The 19131-nt window shown below is 72.5% G+C and carries 20 protein-coding genes; 9 read left to right on the plus strand and 11 right to left on the minus strand.

The genetic code is table 11. From position 1 onward, the window contains the following. Nucleotides 1-122: 122 nt before the first annotated feature. Entirely contained in the window at nt 123-1340 is a 1218-nt protein-coding gene (locus ACPPVT_RS18295) for an NADP-dependent isocitrate dehydrogenase (protein WP_426562764.1), read from the minus strand. A gap of 95 nt (nt 1341-1435) precedes the next feature. Here ACPPVT_RS18295 and ACPPVT_RS18300 point away from each other — a divergent pair, with 95 nt between their 5' ends. Then, on the plus strand, nt 1436-2314 hold the full coding sequence (locus ACPPVT_RS18300) for a class I SAM-dependent methyltransferase (RefSeq protein ID WP_426562766.1): 879 nt from the start codon (nt 1436-1438) through the stop codon (nt 2312-2314). Here the strand turns inward: ACPPVT_RS18300 and ACPPVT_RS18305 are convergent. After that, complete coding sequence (locus tag ACPPVT_RS18305) at nt 2307-3269, minus strand: RluA family pseudouridine synthase (protein ID WP_426562768.1); 963 nt, start codon at nt 3267-3269, stop codon at nt 2307-2309. The genes ACPPVT_RS18300 and ACPPVT_RS18305 overlap by 8 nt on opposite strands. Nucleotides 3270-3355: 86 nt before the next feature. Here ACPPVT_RS18305 and ACPPVT_RS18310 point away from each other — a divergent pair, with 86 nt between their 5' ends. After that, a complete protein-coding gene (locus ACPPVT_RS18310) occupies nt 3356-3688 on the plus strand; it encodes a hypothetical protein (RefSeq protein ID WP_426562770.1) in 333 nt (110 codons plus the stop codon). Here ACPPVT_RS18310 and ACPPVT_RS18315 read toward each other — a convergent pair. Beyond that, nucleotides 3685-4524, minus strand: coding sequence for an MOSC domain-containing protein (locus ACPPVT_RS18315; RefSeq protein ID WP_426562772.1), 840 nt, complete (start codon nt 4522-4524; stop codon nt 3685-3687). The genes ACPPVT_RS18310 and ACPPVT_RS18315 overlap by 4 nt on opposite strands. Nucleotides 4525-4589: 65 nt before the next feature. Here ACPPVT_RS18315 and ACPPVT_RS18320 point away from each other — a divergent pair, with 65 nt between their 5' ends. Then, a complete protein-coding gene (locus ACPPVT_RS18320) occupies nt 4590-5582 on the plus strand; it encodes a malate dehydrogenase (protein WP_426562774.1) in 993 nt (330 codons plus the stop codon). 28 nt (nt 5583-5610) lie between these two features. On the opposite strand, the gene ACPPVT_RS18325 is transcribed toward ACPPVT_RS18320, so the two are convergent. Beyond that, nucleotides 5611-5877, minus strand: coding sequence for a DUF3017 domain-containing protein (locus tag ACPPVT_RS18325; protein WP_426562776.1), 267 nt, complete (start codon nt 5875-5877; stop codon nt 5611-5613). After that, nucleotides 5874-6746 (minus strand): bifunctional methylenetetrahydrofolate dehydrogenase/methenyltetrahydrofolate cyclohydrolase, encoded by an 873-nt coding sequence (locus tag ACPPVT_RS18330; protein ID WP_426562778.1) that lies wholly within the window; start codon nt 6744-6746, stop codon nt 5874-5876. Before ACPPVT_RS18330 ends, ACPPVT_RS18325 begins: the two co-directional genes overlap by 4 nt. Before the next feature lie 93 nt (nt 6747-6839). Here ACPPVT_RS18330 and ACPPVT_RS18335 point away from each other — a divergent pair, with 93 nt between their 5' ends. Continuing rightward, nucleotides 6840-7733: a hypothetical protein gene (locus ACPPVT_RS18335; RefSeq protein ID WP_426562780.1), complete on the plus strand. Its 894-nt coding sequence runs from the start codon at nt 6840-6842 to the stop codon at nt 7731-7733. A gap of 30 nt (nt 7734-7763) precedes the next feature. Here the strand turns inward: ACPPVT_RS18335 and purH are convergent, their stop codons facing one another. Genes purH through ACPPVT_RS18350 form a run of 3 tightly spaced genes read right to left on the minus strand, consistent with a single transcriptional unit; the run spans nt 7764 to nt 11388 of the window. Further along, nucleotides 7764-9368 (minus strand): bifunctional phosphoribosylaminoimidazolecarboxamide formyltransferase/IMP cyclohydrolase, encoded by a 1605-nt coding sequence (gene purH, locus ACPPVT_RS18340; protein ID WP_426562782.1) that lies wholly within the window; start codon nt 9366-9368, stop codon nt 7764-7766. Then, entirely contained in the window at nt 9365-9994 is a 630-nt protein-coding gene (purN, locus tag ACPPVT_RS18345; protein ID WP_426562784.1) for a phosphoribosylglycinamide formyltransferase, read from the minus strand. The genes purH and purN overlap by 4 nt, the downstream gene beginning before the upstream one ends. Before the next feature lie 29 nt (nt 9995-10023). Further along, the gene (locus ACPPVT_RS18350) at nt 10024-11388 is read right to left on the minus strand and encodes a DUF6350 family protein (protein ID WP_426562786.1); all 1365 of its coding nucleotides are present in this window, start codon (nt 11386-11388) and stop codon (nt 10024-10026) included. Between the two features lie 24 nt (nt 11389-11412). Between ACPPVT_RS18350 and ACPPVT_RS18355 the strand changes: the two genes are divergently transcribed. The 3 genes from ACPPVT_RS18355 to ACPPVT_RS18365 are packed head-to-tail and all read left to right on the plus strand — an operon-like array spanning nt 11413 to nt 14352. Further along, a complete protein-coding gene (locus ACPPVT_RS18355) occupies nt 11413-11949 on the plus strand; it encodes a SigE family RNA polymerase sigma factor (protein WP_426562788.1) in 537 nt (178 codons plus the stop codon). Next, nucleotides 11939-12886 (plus strand): hypothetical protein, encoded by a 948-nt coding sequence (locus tag ACPPVT_RS18360; protein ID WP_426562790.1) that lies wholly within the window; start codon nt 11939-11941, stop codon nt 12884-12886. Before ACPPVT_RS18355 ends, ACPPVT_RS18360 begins: the two co-directional genes overlap by 11 nt. A gap of 17 nt (nt 12887-12903) precedes the next feature. Continuing rightward, entirely contained in the window at nt 12904-14352 is a 1449-nt protein-coding gene (locus ACPPVT_RS18365; RefSeq protein WP_426562792.1) for an MFS transporter, read from the plus strand. A gap of 6 nt (nt 14353-14358) precedes the next feature. Here ACPPVT_RS18365 and sucD read toward each other — a convergent pair whose 3' ends face one another. The 3 genes from sucD to ACPPVT_RS18380 all read right to left on the minus strand — a co-directional run bounded on the left by sucD (nt 14359) and on the right by ACPPVT_RS18380 (nt 17136). Continuing rightward, the gene (gene sucD / locus ACPPVT_RS18370) at nt 14359-15273 is read right to left on the minus strand and encodes a succinate--CoA ligase subunit alpha (RefSeq protein ID WP_426562794.1); all 915 of its coding nucleotides are present in this window, start codon (nt 15271-15273) and stop codon (nt 14359-14361) included. 16 nt (nt 15274-15289) lie between these two features. Continuing rightward, complete coding sequence (gene sucC, locus ACPPVT_RS18375) at nt 15290-16474, minus strand: ADP-forming succinate--CoA ligase subunit beta (protein ID WP_426562796.1); 1185 nt, start codon at nt 16472-16474, stop codon at nt 15290-15292. A 257-nt stretch (nt 16475-16731) separates the two neighbouring features. Further along, entirely contained in the window at nt 16732-17136 is a 405-nt protein-coding gene (locus ACPPVT_RS18380; RefSeq protein ID WP_426562798.1) for a cobalamin B12-binding domain-containing protein, read from the minus strand. 138 nt (nt 17137-17274) lie between these two features. Between ACPPVT_RS18380 and ACPPVT_RS18385 the strand changes: the two genes are divergently transcribed. After that, nucleotides 17275-18315 (plus strand): alpha/beta fold hydrolase, encoded by a 1041-nt coding sequence (locus tag ACPPVT_RS18385; protein ID WP_426562800.1) that lies wholly within the window; start codon nt 17275-17277, stop codon nt 18313-18315. A gap of 52 nt (nt 18316-18367) precedes the next feature. Then, nucleotides 18368-19126, plus strand: a complete 759-nt coding sequence (locus tag ACPPVT_RS18390) for a M23 family metallopeptidase (RefSeq protein ID WP_426562802.1) — start codon at nt 18368-18370, stop codon at nt 19124-19126. Nucleotides 19127-19131: the final 5 nt, after the last annotated feature.

A 19131-nucleotide genomic window follows, 5' to 3' on the forward strand; every position in this document is an offset into this window, starting at 1 on the left:
AGATCAGAATGACTAGACCCAATTTCACTCAAGGTGGCTAACCGACTACAGAACGCGAACGGCGCGCCCACGAGGGATGCCGCGCCGTCCTGCGGTCGGACCGAACCGGTCCCGGAAATGCCTCAGCCCTGCGCGGCCGACAGGTTCTCGTCGAGCGCCGCGAGGAACTCCTCGGTGGTCAGGAACGGCTGCTCCTTGCTGACCAGGAGCGCGAGGTCCTTGGTCATCTTGCCGCTCTCGACGGTCTCGATGCAGACCCGCTCGAGCCCCTCCGCGAAGCCCGTCACCTCGGGTGTGCCGTCGAGCTTGCCGCGGTGCTTGAGGCCACCGGTCCAGGCGAAGATCGAGGCGATCGGGTTGGTGGACGTCGGCTTGCCGGCCTGGTGCTGGCGGTAGTGCCGGGTCACCGTGCCGTGCGCCGCCTCGGCCTCGACGGTCTTGCCGTCCGGGGTCATCAGCACCGACGTCATCAGGCCGAGCGAGCCGAAGCCCTGGGCCACCGTGTCGGACTGCACGTCGCCGTCGTAGTTCTTGCACGCCCAGACGTAGCCGCCCTCCCACTTCATCGCGGCGGCGACCATGTCGTCGATCAGCCGGTGCTCGTAGGTCAGGCCGGCCGCCTCGAAGTCCGCCTTGAACTCGGCGTCGAAGATGTCCTGGAAGATGTCCTTGAACTGCCCGTCGTACGCCTTCAGGATCGTGTTCTTGGTGGACAGGTAGACCGGGTAGCCGCGCTGCAGGCCATAGCTGAACGAGGCCCGCGCGAAGTCGGCGATCGAGTTGTTGAAGTTGTACATCCCCATCGCCACGCCACCCTCGGCCGGGTAGTTCGCCACGACGTGCTGGATCGGCTCGCTGCCGTCCTCGGGGGTGAACGTGATGGTCAGCTCACCGGCACCGGGCACCTTGAAGTTGGTGGCCTTGTACTGGTCGCCGTGCGCGTGACGGCCGATGATGATCGGCTTCGTCCAGCCCGGCACCAGCCGCGGGATGTTGCTGATGATGATCGGCTCGCGGAAGACGACCCCGCCGAGGATGTTGCGGATCGTGCCGTTCGGCGAGACCCACATCTTCTTCAGGCCGAACTCCTCCACCCGGGCCTCGTCCGGCGTGATCGTCGCGCACTTGACCCCGACGCCGAACTGCTTGATGGCGTTCGCCGCGTCGATCGTGACCTGGTCGTCGGTCGCGTCCCGGTGCTCGATGCCGAGGTCGTAGTACTTCAGGTCGACGTCGAGGTAGGGGTGGATCAGGCGGTCCTTGATGAACTGCCAGATGATCCGAGTCATCTCGTCGCCGTCCAGCTCGACGACCGGCTGGGCGACCTTGATCTTGGCCATGGGTGTGCCTCTCCTCTGAACTGATTGCTTGACGTCAAGATATCTGCAACGACGCCGACGTGCCAGTGCCGGGTGTCGGGCGTGAAGATAGCGGGATGAAACAGGCATCGACAGCCAGCCGGACGGCGGTACTGGTCTGCCAGGGGCGAGCGGCCGCGCACGGGAGACTGGTCCCGGACCGCTTCACCGATCCGGTCGCCGAGCGCTTCCTCACGCCGGACGAGGTTCGGGTCGTCGAGCAGGTCCGCCGAGCCGACCCTCCGAGCGACTGGCGGCAGCGGACGGCGTACGAACAGGTCCGGGCGTGCGCCGACGTGGTGGTGCCGCGCACCGTCGCCATCGACGACGCGGTTCGCGGGCGCCCGCACGACCAGGTCGTCGACCTCGGCGCCGGGCTGGACACCCGCGCGTGGCGGATGCCCGAACTGTCCCGCGCCACCCTCTTCGAGGTCGACCACCCGGCGTCCCAGAGTGACAAGCGCGAGCGGGCCGGCGACGCGCCCGTCCTGGCCGGACGCCTCGAGCTCGTGCCGGTCGACTTCACCCACGACGACCTGGACGCCGCGCTGCACGGGGCCGGGCACAACGGGGCGGCACCGACCACCTGGGTGTGGGAGGGCGTCGTCCCGTACCTGACCCGGGCCGAGGTCACCGCCACCGCGGACGTGCTGGCCCGGCGGTCGGCCGCCGGCAGCCGCCTGGTGGTGAACTACCAGGAGCCGGGCGTCGGCGCGGCCCTCGGTCGACTCCTGTTGCGTGCCGTGTCCCGACTGGCCGGCAGCCCCGATCCCCTTGCAGGAGAACCCCGTCGCTCGTCCTGGTCGGCGCAGACCATGGCGAGGCTGCTGGCCGACCACGGCCTCGTCGTCCGACGGGACGACGACCTGCTGACGCTCGCCGAGCAGCTGGCCATGCCGGTCACCCAGCGCGGCTCGCTGCGCAACGGACGGGTGGCGGTGGCCGACGTCAGCTGAGTGCGCCGGACCCCACCTCGGGCACCGCGCCGAGCCACTCGCCGTACGCCGTCCACGCCTGCAGCGACCGCCGGCTCTCGAACCGGCGGGCCTGTCCGCTGAGCGGGTCGGTGAACTCCAGCGAGCGGGCCAGCAGCTGCAGCGGACGCGACCAGTCGTCCACCGCCCGGTCCAGCACCACCGGGTACAGCGGGTCGCCGAGGATGGGCAGGCCGAGCGCGCACAGGTGCAGCCGCAGCTGGTGGGTGCGCCCGGTCACCGGCAGCAGCCGGTACCGTCCCAGCTCGCCGCGCTGCTCGACGAGCTCGATCCGGGTGCTGCTGTTCGGCTCGCCGGGCAGCTCCTGCGCCGCGAAGACCCCGCGCTCCTTGACGATCCGGCTGACCCGCTCGACCGGCAGCTCGACGGCCGGGTCGAACGGCGCGACCGCCTCGTAGACCTTGCGCACCGACCGGTGCTCGAACAGCGACTGGTACGCGCCGCGCAGCTCGGGCCGGACGACGAACAGCACCACTCCGGCGGTGATCCGGTCCAGCCGGTGCGCCGGGCTGAGGGCCGGCAGGTCGAGCTCGGTGCGCAGCCGGACCAGCGCGGTCTGCAGCACGTGCCGTCCGCGCGGGATCGTGGCCAGGAAGTGCGGCTTGTCCACCACCAGGAGGTCGTCGTCGCGGTACAGCACGTCGATCTCGAATGGCACCGGCGCCTCGTCCGGCAGGTCGCGGTGGAACCAGATCGAGGTCCCCGGCCGGTACGGGGTGTGCCGCCCGAGCGGTCCGTCGCGGTCGACCACCTCGCCGTCGTCCAGCATCGCCTCCAGCCGACCGGGCTGCGCCCAGGGCAAGCGCGCGCGCAGGTAGTCCAGCAGGGTCGGCCACTGGCCGTCGTCCGGCAGCCGCAGCTCGGCGGGCTCCAGCCCGTGCCGGCGCGGCAGCGGAGAAGGTAGGGCACGGCGCATGGTCGTCCCAGGGTAGGCGCGCCCGCTCTGGCGTGCGGACCTCTGGTGGGGGCAGACTCGGCTGCACCGCGACCCTGGGAGCTTCCGTGCTGGAGAACGCCGCCGACCCCGACCTGCTGCGGCAGTCCCTGCAGACGCACCGCGCCCTGCTGATGGCCGCGCCCGCGCAGAACGACGGATCGCGTCCGGACATCGGCAAGGTGACCAGCCTGGACGTCCGCCTGGACGCCCTGCTGGACCGCTGGCAGGACCTGGACGACGCCGACCAGCGCGACCTCACCCAGGTCGTGTACTACGTCGTCCGGGTGCCGGACGAGCAAGACGACCTGGCCCATCGCGACGGCCTGGACGACGACGCCGAGCGCGTCGACGAGCTGTTCGCCCGGCTGAACGACCGGCTGAACAACCGGCAGACCTAGGCGATCGGCTCCACCGCGTCGCCCACCGCCAGCCATCCCTGCGCCAGCGGGATGAGGCGGACGCCGAACCAGACCTTGTGGTCCCACCGGCGGTAGCGGGCCAGGGTGCGCAGCGGCTCCTTCCCGCCCTGCTGCGTCGACGGGTCGAGGGTGGTCATCACGCAGCGGTCGCAGTGCTCGGCGAAGCGGTACTCGAGGTCGCCGATCCGCACCCGCTGCCAGCGGTCCTCGACGAAGGGCTCGAGGTCGCCGTCCACCACCACGTTCGGCCGGAACCGGAGCATCGTCAACGGGTCGGACGCCGGCTCGCCCCGCTCCGCGCGCTCGGCCGCCACCCAGCTGTTCAGCTGGCGCAGCGACGCCGTGGTGGTCAGCAACAGCGGACCGGCGTCGGCCAGGGTGAGCGGGTCGGTGCCCGAACCACCGTGGTTGGTGCCGACGGGACGCCGGGCCGGGTCGTCCAGCCACACCAGCCGCGCGGGCTCGCCGAGCAGGTCGCTGACCCAGGCGTCGGCCCGCGGCCCGGCGGACGTCGCGCGGTCCAGCCGGGACAGTCCCACCTCGACGTCGGGCGGTCCGGCGGGCTCAGCGACCACGATCGGCTCGCGGCCGTCGGCGGTCAGGGTGAGGCCGTCCGTGGTGGCGCTTGCGGTGATCGAGAGCAGCACGTGCCATTCGCGGGCGGTCACCACCTCGCCGTGCGGGTCGACGACCATCCACCGCCGGTCGTGGCGCAGCCCGGCGAGCTCGACCCGTGCTCGCTCGACCGCGCCGCCGCCCAGCGACTTCACCGGATAGACGTGCACGGCGCTGACCGCCGCAGGCTCGACCCTCACGGGGCCTGACGCTATCGAGCCGACTAGGCTCGACGCGCCAGAACCGTCGTCCTGAGGAGCCTGTCGTGAGCCCCACCCCCGTCAAGGTCGCCGTCACCGGAGCCGCCGGCCAGATCGGCTACAGCCTGCTGTTCCGCATCGCGAGCGGTGCGCTGCTAGGCCCCGACACCCCGGTCGAGCTGAGGCTGCTGGAGATCACCCCTGCGCTCGGCGCGCTCGAGGGCGTCGTCATGGAGCTGGACGACTGCGCGTTCCCGCTACTGTCCAAGGTCGAGATCGGCGACGACGCCGAGACCATCTTCGACGGCGTGAACCTCGCCCTGCTGGTCGGCGCCCGCCCGCGCACCAAGGGCATGGAGCGTGGCGACCTGCTCGAGGCCAACGGCGCGATCTTCACCGCCCAGGGCAAGGCGCTGAACAAGGTGGCGGCAGACGACGTCCGGGTCGGCGTCACCGGCAACCCGGCCAACACCAACGCCCTGATCGCGATGAGCAACGCCCCCGACATCCCCCGCGAGCGCTTCTCCGCACTGACTCGGCTGGACCACAACCGGGGCCTGTCCCAGCTGGCCAAGAAGGCCGGCGTCACGGTCAGCGAGATCAAGAAGCTGACCATCTGGGGCAACCACTCGGCGACCCAGTACACCGATATCTTCCACGCGCAGATCAACGGCCAGAACGCCGCCGAGGTGGTCAACGACCAGGCCTGGATCGCCGACACGTTCATCCCGACCGTCGCCAAGCGCGGCGCCGCGATCATCGAGGCCCGCGGGTCCTCGTCCGCCGCGTCCGCCGCGTCGGCCACGATCGACGCCGGTCGCGACTGGCTCAAGGGCTCGCCGGAAGGCGACTGGGTGTCGATGGCCGTCGTCTCCGACGGCTCCTACGGCGTGCCCGAGGGCCTGATCTACTCCTACCCCGTGGTCACGAAGAACGGTGACTGGGAGATCGTCCAGGGCCTGGAGATCGACGACTTCTCGCGCGCCAAGATGGACGCGACCGCGGCCGAGCTGGTCGAGGAGCGCGACGCCGTCAAGGCGCTCGGCCTGATCGGCTGAGGCTCGGTTCGGCTCGGCTCAGCTCGGCTCAGGCGATGAGCTTGATCGTGGCGGCCAGCGCGGCCGCCGCGAACGCCACGCACACCAGCATCAGGACGTCGGCGGGGCGGGAGCGAACGACCAGCGCTCCCGCCGCCCGCGCCGGCAGCACCACCCGCAGCAGGGCGACGGCGCCGAGCGTGGCGGCCAGCAGGTAGCCGCCGGCCCGCAGCTGGTCAGCGACCACGGCTGCTACGGCCGCGGCCACTCCGAACGGGAGCAGCAGCCACGGCCCGAGCAGCCGCGGCGTCCTCACGAGGTGGACTCCTTGGCGGCTCGCTCGGCCGCGTCGACCACGTTGGACAGCAGCATCGCGCGGGTCATCGGCCCGACCCCGCCGGGGTTCGGGCTGACCCAGCCCGCGACGTCCGCGACGTCGGCGGCGACGTCCCCGGCCACCCTCGAGCGGCCGTCCGGGCCCTCGACGCGGCTCACGCCGACGTCCAGGACAGCGGCACCGGGCTTGATCATGTCGGCGGTGACCAGGTCGGGCACTCCGGCCGCAGCGACCACGATGTCAGCGCGGCGCAGCGCGCCGGCGAGGTCGCGGGTTCCGGTGTGGCACAACGTGACCGTGGCGTTCTCGCTGCGCCGGGTCAGCATCAGCCCGAGCGGGCGGCCGACGGTGATCCCGCGGCCGACCACCACGACCTCGGCGCCGGCGATCTGCACGCCGTGCCGACGGAGCAGCTCGATGATGCCGGTCGGCGTGCAGGGCGTGGGCGCGGCCTTGCCGAGGGCGAGCCAGCCGAGGTTCATCGGGTGCAGCCCGTCCACGTCCTTGACCGGGTCGACCCGGGCCAGGATGGCGAACTCGTCCAGCCCGGTCGGCTGCTGCACCAGGAACGCGGTGCAGTCCGGGTCGGCGTTCAGCTCGTCGACCACCGCCTCGACCTCGGCCTGGGTGGCGCTGGCGGGCAGCTCGCGCTGGATGCTGGCGATGCCGATCTCGGCGCAGTCGCGGTGCTTGGCGTTCACGTACCAGCGGCTGCCGGGGTCGTCGCCGACCAGCACGGTGCCCAGCCCGGGCACCACCCCGCGGGCCCGCAGGTCGTCCACGCGGACCCTCAGCTCGCCCTTGATCTGAGCCAGGGTCGCCTTACCGTCGAGCACACGCGCCACCATGGCCGCATCCTTTCACGCAACTGTTTGCCGTCTGTGCGGGCCTGCTCGACGCTCTGCGCTCAAGCCGGATCGGCAGACCGCCGATGGGGGGGAATGGTGGACTGCCCCGCGGTACCCGCGCCGGACGAGTCGCCCTGCTGGGCCGGCGTCTGGCACCGGGTCCGGCCGCTGGACGAGCTGTGGGCCCAGGCCAGCCTGCTGCGCACCGTCGCGACGCTGCCCCGGCTGCACCCGTGGCGGCTCGGCGACGCCAAGGGCGCGGCCCGCCAGCTGCAGTGGGTCGGACGGCTGAGCGGCTCGCCGGACGACGTCGCGCCGCTGGGACTGCTGTCCGTCACGTCGGCCGAACCGTCGCTGGACCGCGGGGACGGCGCCGCGGTCAACCAGGACGCCGTCACGATGCTGGCCGGCTGGGCGCTCGGGTCGCTGGCCACGATCGGGCGGCAGCCCGACCGTCCGCGCTGGGCCGGAGCGCTGGTGCGGATGCCGGGCACCGCCCTGCCGCCGATGGCCTGGCTGCCGCGCTCGCTGCGCGGCGCCGACGACCCCGGGACGGCCTGGCCCACCGAGTCGGTCGACGTGGCCCGCCGCTACACGCTGCACGGGTCAGACCTGCGCGCCACCGCCGCCCTGCTCACCCCCGCCGTGATGGCGCTGGCGCTGGACGCCGTGCCGGCCGACAGTGCCGTGACGATCAGCGGCGACGCCCTGCACGTGTGGTGGCCGTACACCGGCAACGCGCTGCACCAGGTCGGCCGGGTCGCTCGAGCCGGGCGTGCTGCGCGGCTGCTGGTCGACGCGTTCCCCAACTTCGTGCTGAGCGACTTCCCGGACCTCAGCGAGCAGGTCGAGTCGACCCTGGCCGAGAGGCACGCGGACGCCGCCGCATACCGGGCGAACCGGCGCCCAGGCGCATCGGCCGACCCGGTGATGCAGCGGATCTACCAGCAGGCGCAGGCCGACTACCGGGCCGCCCACCCCGACTGACCCGCGGCCGCACCGGCGCTGCGAGCGCGCTCAGTGTGCGAAGTGCCGGGTGCCGGTCAGGTAGACCGTGACCCCGGCAGCGTTGGCCGCCTCGATCACCTCGCCGTCGCGGATCGAGCCACCGGGCTGCACGATCGCCTGCACACCGGCGTCGATCAGCACCTGCGGTCCGTCCGCGAACGGGAAGAACGCGTCGGACGCCGCAACCGCACCGCGGGCCCGGTCGGCTCCGGCCCGCTCCACCGCCAGCCGGCAGGAGTCGACCCGGTTGACCTGCCCCATGCCCACGCCCACGCTCGCGCCGTCCGCAGCCAGCAGGATCGCGTTTGACTTCACCGCGCGCACCGCACGCCAGGCGAACGCGAGGTCGGCCAGCACGGCCTCGTCCGCCGCCGGACCGGCGGCTAGCGTCCAGGACGACGGGTCGTCCCCGCCGGTGGGCGCGCCGTCCTCGCCGGTGAGCACTGCGTCGATCCGGTCGCTGGTCTGCACCAGGACGCCGCCGCTGACCTGGCGCAGCTCGACGCTGTCGCGGCCGTAGCCGTCCGGCAACTCGAGCAGCCGCACGTTCTTCTTCCGGGTGAGCAGCTCGTAGGCGTCGGCGTCGAAGGACGGTGCGACGACCACCTCGGTGAAGACGTCGGCCAGCTGCTCGGCCATTGCCAGCGACACCGGACGGTTCGCCGCCACCACGCCGCCGTAGGCCGACACCGGGTCGCAGGCGTGCGCCTTGCGGTGCGCCTGCGCGATGTCGTCGCCGACCGCGATGCCACAGGGGTTGGCGTGCTTGATGATCGCCACCGCCGGCTGGTCGAAGTCGAAGGCCGACCTGAGCGCGGCGTCGGCGTCCACGTAGTTGTTGTACGACATCTCCTTGCCGTGCAACGGGGTCGCCTGCGCGATCCCCGGCGCGGCGTCGGCGTCCACGTACAGCGCGGCCCTCTGGTGCGGGTTCTCGCCGTAGCGCAGGGTCGCCGCACGCTCCAGCGCCAGCCCGGCGTACGACGGCCACCACTGCGGGTCGTCGACCAGCTCCTGGGCGCACCACTGCGCGACGGCCTTGTCGTAGGACGCGGTGTGCGCGAAGGCCCGCGCGGCCAGCCGGCGGCGCGCCGCGAGGTCGAAACCGCCGTCCTGCAACGCCTGCACCACCTGCGGGTAGTCGGCGGGATCGGTGACGATGGCGACGCTGGCGTGGTTCTTCGCGGCCGCCCGCACCATCGACGGCCCGCCGATGTCGATCTGCTCGACCACGTCGTCCATCCCGGCACCGGAGGCCACGGTCTGCCGGAACGGGTACAGGTTGCTGACCACCAGGTCGAACGGCTCGATGCCCAGCTCGTCCAGCTGGCGCTCGTGGTCGGCGTTGCGCCGGTCGGCGAGGATGCCCGCATGCACCTTGGGGTGCAACGTCTTCACCCGTCCGTCCAGGCACTCGGGAAAGCCGGTGAGCTGCTCGACCTGGGTCACCGGGACGCCGGTCGAGGCGATCCGGGCCGCCGTCGAGCCGGTCGAGACGATGGCGACGCCGGCCGCGTGCAGCGCCACCGCGAGCTCCTCGAGGCCGGTCTTGTCGTACACCGAGACCAGGGCGCGGCGGATCTCACGCCGGCCGTTCTGGGTGGGCTCGCTCACGGGATGGTGACCCTTCTGTCGCGGACGGTCCAGCCGTCGCGGGCCATCCGGCCCACGACGTCGACGAGCATGGCGCGCTCGACTTTCTTGATGCGTTCGTGCAGGGACTCGACGTCGTCGTCGTCCGCGACCTCGACCGCGCGCTGGGCGATGATCGCCCCGGTGTCGACACCGTCGTCCACCAGGAACAGCGTCGCACCGGTCACCTTGACCCCGTGCGCGAGGGCGTCGGCGGCGCCGTGCATGCCGGGGAACGAGGGCAGCAGCGCCGGGTGGGTGTTGACGTAGCGGCCGCCGAAGCGGGCCAGGAACGCCGGCCCGGCCAGCTTCATGAAGCCGGCCGAGACGACCAGGTCCGGCTCGTGAGCGTCGACGAGGTCGGTGATCTCGGCGTCCCAGGTGGACCGGTCCTCGGCGTCCGCGACCCGTCGCACGAACGTCGGCACGCCGGCGCGCTCGGCGCGGGCCAGGCCCTCGATGCCGGGCCGGTCCGCGCCGACGGCGACCACCTGGGCGCCGTACGCCGGGTCCTGGCAGGCGTCCAGCAGTGCCTGAAGGTTTGTGCCTGCGCCCGAGACGAGCACCACGAGCCGTGCTGGGCCGCGTGGGTCGAGATCCGAGGTCACGGACGACGAGAGTATCCGGCGGCGAGGACTCACCCTCGACGGGACGTCACCCAGGCACCGAGCGCGGCACCTGCGCCGAGCTCGCCGGCCAGCGCCAGGCCGACCCGCCAGGCCGATGGCCCGACGTCCGAGAGCACCCCGGGCCCGGCCGATCCACCGCTCAGCCACATCAGCACGGTCAGCGTCGCAGCGGCCAGCAGTGCGGCTGACAGGGCGTCGACGACCCGAGCCGCCGAGCCCAGGCGCCGGTCCAGCCCGGGGCCACGAGCTGCCACCCACCAGCCGAGCAGGATGCCGACGACGACCGGCACCAGCACCACGGCCCACAGCGCGGCAGGGAACGGACCAGGTGCCGGGACGGCACCCAGCACCGGCACCAGCGGCAGCAGACCCAGGCTGGACCCGCCGGCGGAGACCAGCGTCGAGGTGCCGAGCGACACCCCCGGCCCGGCCAGGAACGCCACGCACCACAAAGCTCCGTTCGGCATCAGCGCGACCTCGCCGAGCGTCAGCACACCGCCACCGACGGTGCCCGGGTCCAGCGCGTGATGCAGCGCGATCACCCGGTCCAGGTGCACGGCCACGGTCGCGGTCAGCAGCAGCGCACCGCAGGCCACCAGCGCGGCCGCCGCCATCGCCGCGCCCCGCAGCAGGGTCACGAACCGGTCCGGCAGCCGTAGGGCGACCGCGAGCAGGTCGACCAGCGGCTCCCCCAGCCCCCGGTAGGCGCCGAGCCCGCCGCTGACCAGCGCCAGCACGAACCCGGCTGCGAGCGCCCAGCCCAGGTGCGGACGCAGCTCGGCGGACCGGGCGGCGAGCGCTCCCAGCCCCAGCACCACGGCGTACCCCACAGCCAGGCCGACGACCGACGTCCGCACCGACGGCGGCGGCGCGTCCTTGCCCCGCGGCGCGCGGGCCGCTGCGCTCGCCCCGAGCCGACGGCCGGCCACCCAGCACAGCCAGACCGGCACCAGGGTCAGCCCCAGCGGAGCCAGCGCGAACGAACCACCCGGGACGTCGACCGGGACCCGGTGCACCCCCAGCCACAGGTCGGTGGCCACCCGGACGGCCTGGCCCCAGGAGGCGCTGGCCTGAGCGGACGTCGCCCAGGCCAGCAGCACGGGCAGCGCGACCACCAGCCAGGACACGGCCGCGGTACCGACCCCGGTCGCGAACCCGATGGTCAGCACGGTGACCTGTTCGGCACGGGCGTCGGCACCGCGCGGCGATCGGGTGGGCACGGTGTCGGGGCGCAGGCGGTCCAGGAGGCTCATGTCCGGACCATCGTCGCTGGCCAGGCAGCCGCTTCGTCGGACCAGCAGGGATGTCGGGGTGTCGCAGCCGAACGGCGTCGAATGCAACCATCCGCCGTGCCCGCGCGTGATGATGGGCATGGACGAACCGGACGGAGGTACCACGTGGGCGCGGACCGGGCCCAGGAGTCGTTCGACGACTTCTACCGGACGACGAGCCGTCGCGTGGTGCACCACGTGTACGCGATGACCGGCAACCTGGCCGAGGCGCAGGACTGCGCCCAGGAGGCCTATGCCCGCGCGTGGCAGCGCTGGTCCAGGGTGGCGGACCTGGACGACCCGGAGGGCTGGGTCCGCACGGTCGCCCGGCGGATCGCGGTGTCCCGCTGGCGGCGCACCGTGGTCAGTGCGCGGCACCTGCTGCGCCAACGCGGCGAGCCGGTCACCGACGCCCCCAGCGAGAACCACCCGCTGCTAATCGGCGCGCTCCGCCGGATCCCGCAGGCCCAGCGCGAGGCCGTGGTGCTGTACCACCTCGTCGGGCTGTCCGTCGCGCAGGTCGCGGTCGAGACCGGCGCCCCCGAGGGCACCGTCAAGGCGCGGCTGCACCGCGGCCGCGCCGCGCTGGCCGAGGTGATCGGCCCGCTCGACGTTGCCGCCGACCCGGCCGTCGACGTCCGGGAGTCCGAACATGGTTCCTGACCGACTGCACGACGCCCTGGACTCGCTGCGCGACGACGTCGAGCAGGTCGGGCTGCCCGGCGCGGGCGCGGCCCGGACGCGCGGCGACCGGCGCCAGCGCCGACGGACGGCGGCCGGTGCGGTGACCGCGGTGGCCGCCGTCGCCGTCCTCGCGGTCGGTGTCGGGCTGGCCCAGGGCCCGGGACGCCCGCGGACCACCCCGCTGGCCACCAGCAGCACGGCGTCGCAGGCGGCGACCACTGCGAACCCGACACCGAGCGCGCCGACGTCCGGCTCGCCGTCCCCGATCGCCACCGCACGACCGGTCATCACGGTCCGGCCGAGCGGCGTCGGCCACGTCCCGGCGGCGTACTTCCTGCCCGGACAGCTGTGGCGCGGCCCGGACCTCGACCACGGTCGGCCGATCGAGTCGATCGCACTGAAGGAGCAGGAGGGCACCACCCAGTACTTCGACTGCGACCCGGACGTGCAGCTCACCGGGGACGTTGCGGTCGTCCAGGCGCAGGAGCGGGCCGGACTGTTCGTCGGGACGCAGAAGGTCCGGCTGCTCCGCTCGCCCGCCGCGGCCAAGACCTTTGCCATGCAGCTCGCCGCCGACCTGCCCGGCTGCCAGGGCCGGATGCGGTCCGCCGCCCGGACCCAGGCCGGGACGCTGCCGGCCGGCGAGACCGCGCCGGTACCCAACGCGAGCGTCGTCGAGGACCACGACGGCCGCGTGGACGACGCCACCGGCTCGGTGCGGGTGTACCGGACGACGACCGACTTCGGGACGCCGAGCAGCTCGAAGTCGATCGAGTGGGTCGTGCTGGCCCGCGAGGGCGACGCCGTCAGCTCGATCGCGCTGCGCAAGCTCGAGGGCTCGCAGGTCAGCTTCGCGACGATGCGCCGGCTCGGCGGCGAGGCCCGCGAGCAGCTGCGCTGGGCGGCCGAGCAGTAGAGCGGCAGACTGGCCGCATGACGCCTGCCGCCCCGAACCGGTGGCGGGCGCTGGCTGTCTGCCAGCTCGCGCTCTTCGCCACGCTGATCGACGTCAGCGTGACGAACGTGGCGCTGCCGTCGATCGGCCGGGCGACCAACGCGTCGTCGTCCCAGCTGCAGTGGATCGTCACCGGCTACGTGCTGGCGTTCAGCCTGGTGCCGGTGCTCGGCGGGCGGCTCGGCGACGACCGCGGACGCCGGCGGATGTTCCTGGTCGGCGTCGGCGGCTTCGTGGTGACCAGCGCGGTCGTCGGGATCTCACCGGACCCGACCCTGCTCATCGTGGCTCGCGTCGTGCAGGGCCTGTTCGGCGGCCTGATCAACCCTCAGGTCTCCGGGATCGTGCAGCAGCTGTTCAGCGGGGCCGAGCGAGGGCGGGCCTTCGGTGCGATCGGCGCCACCGTGGGCACCGCGACCGCGATCGGGCCGCTGGTCGGCGGGCTGCTGATCGGCATCGGCGGGCCACAGCTGGGCTGGCGGCTGGTCTTCTTCATCAACGTGCCGATCGGACTGACCGCGATGGTGCTGGCCCGTCGCTGGCTGCCGGCACGGGACGCCCGGCACGGACCCCCGCCGCGCCTGGACATCCTCGGCGCGGCGCTGCTCGGGCTCACCACGCTGTGCGTGCTGTTCCCCACGGTGCAATACGACACGGTGCGCGATGCCCGGCTGTTCTGGCTGCTGGTCCCGGCCGTGCCGCTGGCGGCGGCCTTCCTGCGCCGCGAGTGGCGACTGACCCGGACGCGCAGTGACCCGCTGGTCGACCTTCGGCTGTTCCGTCGTCCGTCGTACACGGTCGGCGTGCTGCTGGCCCTGCTGTTCTTCGCCGGCTTCACCGGCCTGCCCCTGGTGCTCGCGCTGTACTTCCAGCTCGGGCTGGGCTTCACGGCCCTGCAGTCCGGGCTGGCCGTGACAGCCTTCGCCGTCGGGTCCGCGACGGCGGCGCCACTGGCCGGGCGGCTGGTGCCGCGGTTCGGCCGGCCGCTGGTCATCGTGGCGCTCGGCTTCTTCGCGGCCGGGGCGTTGGCGATCGCGCTGGTGGTCTCGTCCGCCGCGCCGTCCGCCGACCCGCTCCAGGTCTCGTTGGAGCTCGCGCTGCCGCTGCTGCTGCTCGGCATCGGCGCGGGCGGCATCATCACCCCCAACCAGGCGCTCTCCCTCGCGGACGTCGACCCGCGGATGGGCGGCGCCGCCGGGGGCGTCCTGCAGACCTCGCAGCGGATCGGGTCAGCCGTTGGACAGGCGGTGATCGGTTCGGTGTTCTTCGCCGTGCTGGCCGGCGGCGGCAGCTACCCGTCCGCGCTGACGACCTCCGTGGTGGTGACGCTGGGCTTCATCGCGGCCACCCTCGTCCTCGGGCTGACCGACCTGGGGCTGACCCGCCGCCGGCGGCTGGCCGCACCGACCGACCCCACGTACACGTGAGGGTGGTCAGCTGGCCGGCGTCAACGAGGCCATGATCTCCCGCATCAGCTGGGCGGTCTCGGACGGCGTCTTGCCGACCTTCACGCCAGCGGCCTCGAGGGCCTCCTTCTTGGCCTGCGCAGTGCCTGACGAGCCGGACACGATGGCGCCGGCGTGGCCCATCGTCTTGCCCTCGGGGGCGGTGAAGCCCGCGACGTAGCCGACCACCGGCTTGGTCACGTGCTCCTTGATGTAGGCGGCCGCGCGCTCCTCGGCGTCGCCGCCGATCTCACCGATCATCACGATGGCATCGGTCTCGGGGTCGTTCTCGAAGGCTTCGAGCGCGTCGATGTGCGTCGTGCCGATGATCGGGTCCCCGCCGATGCCGACCGCGGACGAGAAGCCGAAGTCCCGCAGCTCGTACATCATCTGGTAGGTCAGCGTGCCCGACTTGGAGACCAGGCCGACCCGGCCGGGGCCGCTGATGTCGGCCGGGATGATGCCCGCGTTGGACTTGCCGGGGCTGATCAGCCCAGGGCAGTTCGGCCCGATCAGCCGGGTCTTGCCGGAGCGCTGGGCGTAGGTGAAGAACTCCGCGGTGTCCTTGACCGCGACGCCCTCGGTGATGCACACGGCGAGCGGGATGCCGGCGTCCACGGCCTCGACGACCGCGGCCTTGGTGAACTTGGCCGGCACGAAGATGACGGTCACGTCGGCGCCCGTGGCCTCGACGGCCTCGCCGACGGAGCCGAACACCGGGACCTGGACGCCGCCGTCGGCTCCGTCGATCGAGAACGTGACGCTCTCGCCGCCCTTGCCGGGGGTGACGCCGCCGACGATGTTGGTGCCGCTGGCCAGCATCCGCTGGGTGTGCTTGCGCCCCTCGGACCCGGTCATGCCCTGCACGATGACCTTGCTGTTCTCGGTCAGGAAGATTGCCATGAGTGTGGTCCGTCCCTTACTTCGCGGCCGCGAGCTCGGCCGCCTTGCGGGCGGCGCCGTCCATGGTGTCGACCAGCGTGACGAGCGGGTGGTTCGCCTCGCTGAGGATGCGCCGTCCTTCGACGACGTTGTTGCCGTCGAGCCGGACGACGAGGGGCTTGGTCGCCTCGTCGCCGAGGATCTGCAAGGCGTGCACGATGCCGTCGGCCACCGCGTCGCAGGCCGTGATGCCGCCGAAAACGTTGACGAAGACGCTCTTGACCTGCGGGTCGCCCAGGATGATGTGCAGCCCGTTGGCCATCACCTCGGCGGAGGCGCCACCGCCGATGTCAAGGAAGTTGGCCGGCTTGACGCTACCGCCTGAGTCCGACGACAGCGCCTCACCGGCATAGGCGACGACGTCCAGCGTGCTCATCACGAGCCCGGCACCGTTGCCGATGATGCCGACCTCGCCGTCCAGCTTCACGTAGTTCAGGCCCTTGGCCTTGGCCTGCGCCTCCAGCGGGTCGGCGGCCGCGGTGTCCTCGAGGGCCTCGTGCGCGGGATGGCGGAAGTCGGCGTTCTCGTCGAGCGAGACCTTGCCGTCCAGGGCGATGATCTTGCCGTCCTCAGTCTTGACCAGCGGGTTGACCTCGACGAGCGTCGCGTCCTCCTCGCGGTAGACCAGCCACAGCCTCTGGATGACGTCGGCGATCGCGTCCTTGACGTCATCGTCGAAGCCGGCGGCGTCGACGATCTCGCGGGCCTTGGCCTCGTCGATGCCATCGATCGGGTCGACCGCGACCCGGGCCAGCGCCTCGGGGCGCTCGACCGCCAGCACCTCGATCTCCATGCCGCCCTCCTTGCTCGCCATCGCGAGCAAAGAGCGGTTGGCGCGGTCCAGCAGGACGGAGAAGTAGTACTCCTCGGCGATCTTGGCGCCCTGGGCGATCATCACGGTGTTGACCGTGTGCCCCTTGATGTCCATGCCGAGGATCTCGGCGGCCTTCTCGGCCGCCTCGTCCGGGCTGTGCGCGAGCTTGACGCCACCGGCCTTGCCGCGGCCACCGGTCTTGACCTGAGCCTTGACGACGACGGTGCCGCCGCCGATCCGCTCGGCGCCCGCGCGGGCGTCCTCAGGGGTGTCGGCAACCGCTGCATCGAGCACGGGAACCCCGTGCTGAGCGAACATGTCGCGCGCCTGGTACTCGAACAGGTCCACGGGTCTCTCGCCTTCCGGTGACGTCGTCGTCGGGTCTTTGCGGCCGCGGACACACCCCACCAGGGCGGCCGACAGGGCCGCTGGCGAGCCTAGCCCTGTGCCGGGCAGCCGCACGACGGCGGTCCCCCACCGTCGTCCCGCACCCGCGTCCTCCACTTGGGATGGGTTGTCGGGGCCTCACGGGCCCCGGAGACCCCGACAACCCATCCCAAGTGGAGAACTGGGGGGCGGGGGGTGGGTGGGGGTGGGTGGGGCGGTCAGTCGGTGGGGACGTTCTCCCGGACCCAGGTGACGATCGACTCCATGGTCGCGCCGGGGGTGAACACCTTCGCCACCCCGAGCTTCTCCAGCTCGGGGATGTCGGCCTCGGGGATGATCCCGCCGCCGAAGACCACGATGTCCTCCGCGTCGCGCTCCTTGAGCAGCGCGATCACCTTGGCGAACAGCGTCATGTGCGCGCCGGACAGCACCGACAGGCCGACCACGTCGGCGTCCTCGGCGATCGCCGCTTCGACGATCTGCTCCGGCGTCTGGTGCAGGCCGGTGTAGACGACCTCCATGCCCGCGTCACGCAGCGCTCGCGCGACGACCTTCGCTCCACGGTCGTGGCCGTCCAGTCCGGGCTTGGCGACGACGACGCGGACCGGTGCGCTGCTGCTCATTGCGACGAGACCTCCTGGGTCACGGGGCTGGCCGGCGCCATCGCCGGGCTGCGCTGGGAAGCCTAGCCCGACAACGATTCGGTCATGACCGACGCGTCGGCCTGCGGCGGGCACTACCTGCGGGTAACGTCCCGCCCCGTGAGCAGTGCCGCCGCCGCAACGCCATCCCCGTCGGGCCGGGACGCCGCGTGCCGCAGCACCGTACGCCGGGCCCGCGCGACCTCGGCCATGGTTTCGCTGGGAGCGCGCACCCTGCTCTCGCCGTCCGGCGTGCGCGGTGCGGTCATCGAGGGGGCCTGGCTGGCCACCCACCTGGCGCTGTACCCGCTCGGGGTGCTCTCGCCGTCCGAACGCAGCGACCCCGAGCACCGCCAGTACGGCGTCGGCCACCTGCCGCCGGTGCAGCGTGGCCTGCTGATCGGTGACGTCGAGGCCGCCGGCACGCCGATCCTGCTGGTGCACGGCCTGGTCGACAACCGCTCCATCTTCACGCTGCTGCGCCGCGGCCTGCTGCGCCGCGGCTTCGGCCGCGTGCACTCCATCAACTACTCGCCGCTGACCACCGATATCCGCACGGCCGCACGGCGGCTGGCCGAGGCGGTGGAGCAGATCACAGGCGAGACCGGCTACGAGCGGATCCACGTGGTCGGGCACAGCCTGGGCGGGCTGATCGCCCGGTACTACGTGCAACGGCTGGACGGCGACCAGCGGGTGCACACGCTGGTGACCCTGGGCTCGCCGCACGCCGGGACCAAAGCGGCGTACCTGCTGCCGGCCCGGCTCGGGCGCCAGCTGCGCCCTGGCAGCGACGTCCTCGCCGAGCTCGACGAGCCGAGTCCCGGCTGCCGGACCCGGTTCGTCGCCTACTGGTCGGACCTGGACCAGCTGATCGTCCCGCAGCGCAACGCCAGGCTGGTCCACCCGGACCTCTCGGCGCGCAACGAGCTGGTCCGGCGGGTCGGCCACATGTCGCTGCCGATCGACCTGCGGGTCGTGCACGGCGTCTGCACCGAGCTCGCGCAGCTGGACGTCGACGGCAGCACCTTGCAGGCCGGCGTCTCCCCACTGCCGGCCCGCCGCGCGGGCACCGGTGACGGTGCGCAGCGCCGCGCGGCGTCCGATGGTCCTCGCGAGCGCTCGTCCGTGCTAGTTGATCATGGACTTGATCACGCGCGGTAACCAACGTATGGTCGTGAGGCCCCTGCTCCGCGCCACGACACGAGGTCCCGCTTTGCCCAAACGATCCCGATACGCCGGTCGGCACCGTGGCCGACACCGCGCCGAGGTCAAGCCTCGCTCCGCCGCCGTGCCCGGCGCCGCTGCGGCCGCGCTGACCCTGACCGCGACCGGCGCAGCCGTGATCCCCGGCCTGGCCGGGTCGGCGACGGCCAACGCGAACGACTCGGGCCCGCTCACGCACGCGCAGGGCAGCGACAGCGCCACCGGCAGCCAGCAGGTCGTCGGGCTGCGCGAGCGCGAGGCGCAGTCGGTCATGCTCGCCCAGGCCCGCGAGGCGCGCACCGAGGCAGCCGCCCGGACCAGCCGCGCCGAGGCCCGCCAGGCGATCGAGGCCAAGCGTCGCAAGGCGCTCGCGATGGCGCACCGCTGGGTCATGCCGGTGCAGGACTTCCGTTTCACCTCCGACTTCGGTGCGCGCTGGGGCAAGCTGCACGCGGGGGACGACCTGGCCGCACCGATCGGCAGCCGGATCGGCGCGCTGTCGTCCGGCACGGTGGTCTTCGCCGGACAGCAGAGCGGCTACGGCAACAAGGTCGAGATCCGGCACTGGGACGGCACGGTCAGCTGGTACGGCCACATGTTCCAGATCGACGTCAAGGTCGGCCAGAAGGTCGACCCCGGTGAGAAGATCGGCGAGGTCGGCAATACCGGCCACTCCACCGGCCCGCACCTGCACCTCGAGATCCACCCGGACGGCGGCGGCCCCGTCGACCCGCAGCCCTGGCTCGCCAAGCACGGCCTGAAGATCTGACCCCG

Origin of the sequence: Angustibacter sp. McL0619, from assembly GCF_049994355.1 — a bacterium.
Taxonomy (GTDB): Bacteria; Actinomycetota; Actinomycetes; order Actinomycetales; family Angustibacteraceae; genus Angustibacter.

Bases quoted from the DNA above. Each gene is read 5' to 3' on its own strand.
- ACPPVT_RS18295 (WP_426562764.1), bottom strand. From the start codon at position 1,340: ATGGCCAAGATCAAGGTCGCCCAGCCGGTCGTCGAGCTGGACGGCGAC.
- ACPPVT_RS18300 (WP_426562766.1), top strand. From the start codon at position 1,436: ATGAAACAGGCATCGACAGCCAGCCGGACGGCGGTACTGGTCTGCCAG.
- ACPPVT_RS18305 (WP_426562768.1), bottom strand. From the start codon at position 3,269: ATGCGCCGTGCCCTACCTTCTCCGCTGCCGCGCCGGCACGGGCTGGAG.
- ACPPVT_RS18330 (WP_426562778.1), bottom strand. From the start codon at position 6,746: ATGGTGGCGCGTGTGCTCGACGGTAAGGCGACCCTGGCTCAGATCAAG.
- ACPPVT_RS18335 (WP_426562780.1), top strand. From the start codon at position 6,840: ATGGTGGACTGCCCCGCGGTACCCGCGCCGGACGAGTCGCCCTGCTGG.
- ACPPVT_RS18350 (WP_426562786.1), bottom strand. From the start codon at position 11,388: ATGCCCATCATCACGCGCGGGCACGGCGGATGGTTGCATTCGACGCCG.
- ACPPVT_RS18360 (WP_426562790.1), top strand. From the start codon at position 11,939: ATGGTTCCTGACCGACTGCACGACGCCCTGGACTCGCTGCGCGACGAC.
- ACPPVT_RS18365 (WP_426562792.1), top strand. From the start codon at position 12,904: ATGACGCCTGCCGCCCCGAACCGGTGGCGGGCGCTGGCTGTCTGCCAG.
- sucD (WP_426562794.1), bottom strand. From the start codon at position 15,273: ATGGCAATCTTCCTGACCGAGAACAGCAAGGTCATCGTGCAGGGCATG.
- ACPPVT_RS18380 (WP_426562798.1), bottom strand. From the start codon at position 17,136: ATGAGCAGCAGCGCACCGGTCCGCGTCGTCGTCGCCAAGCCCGGACTG.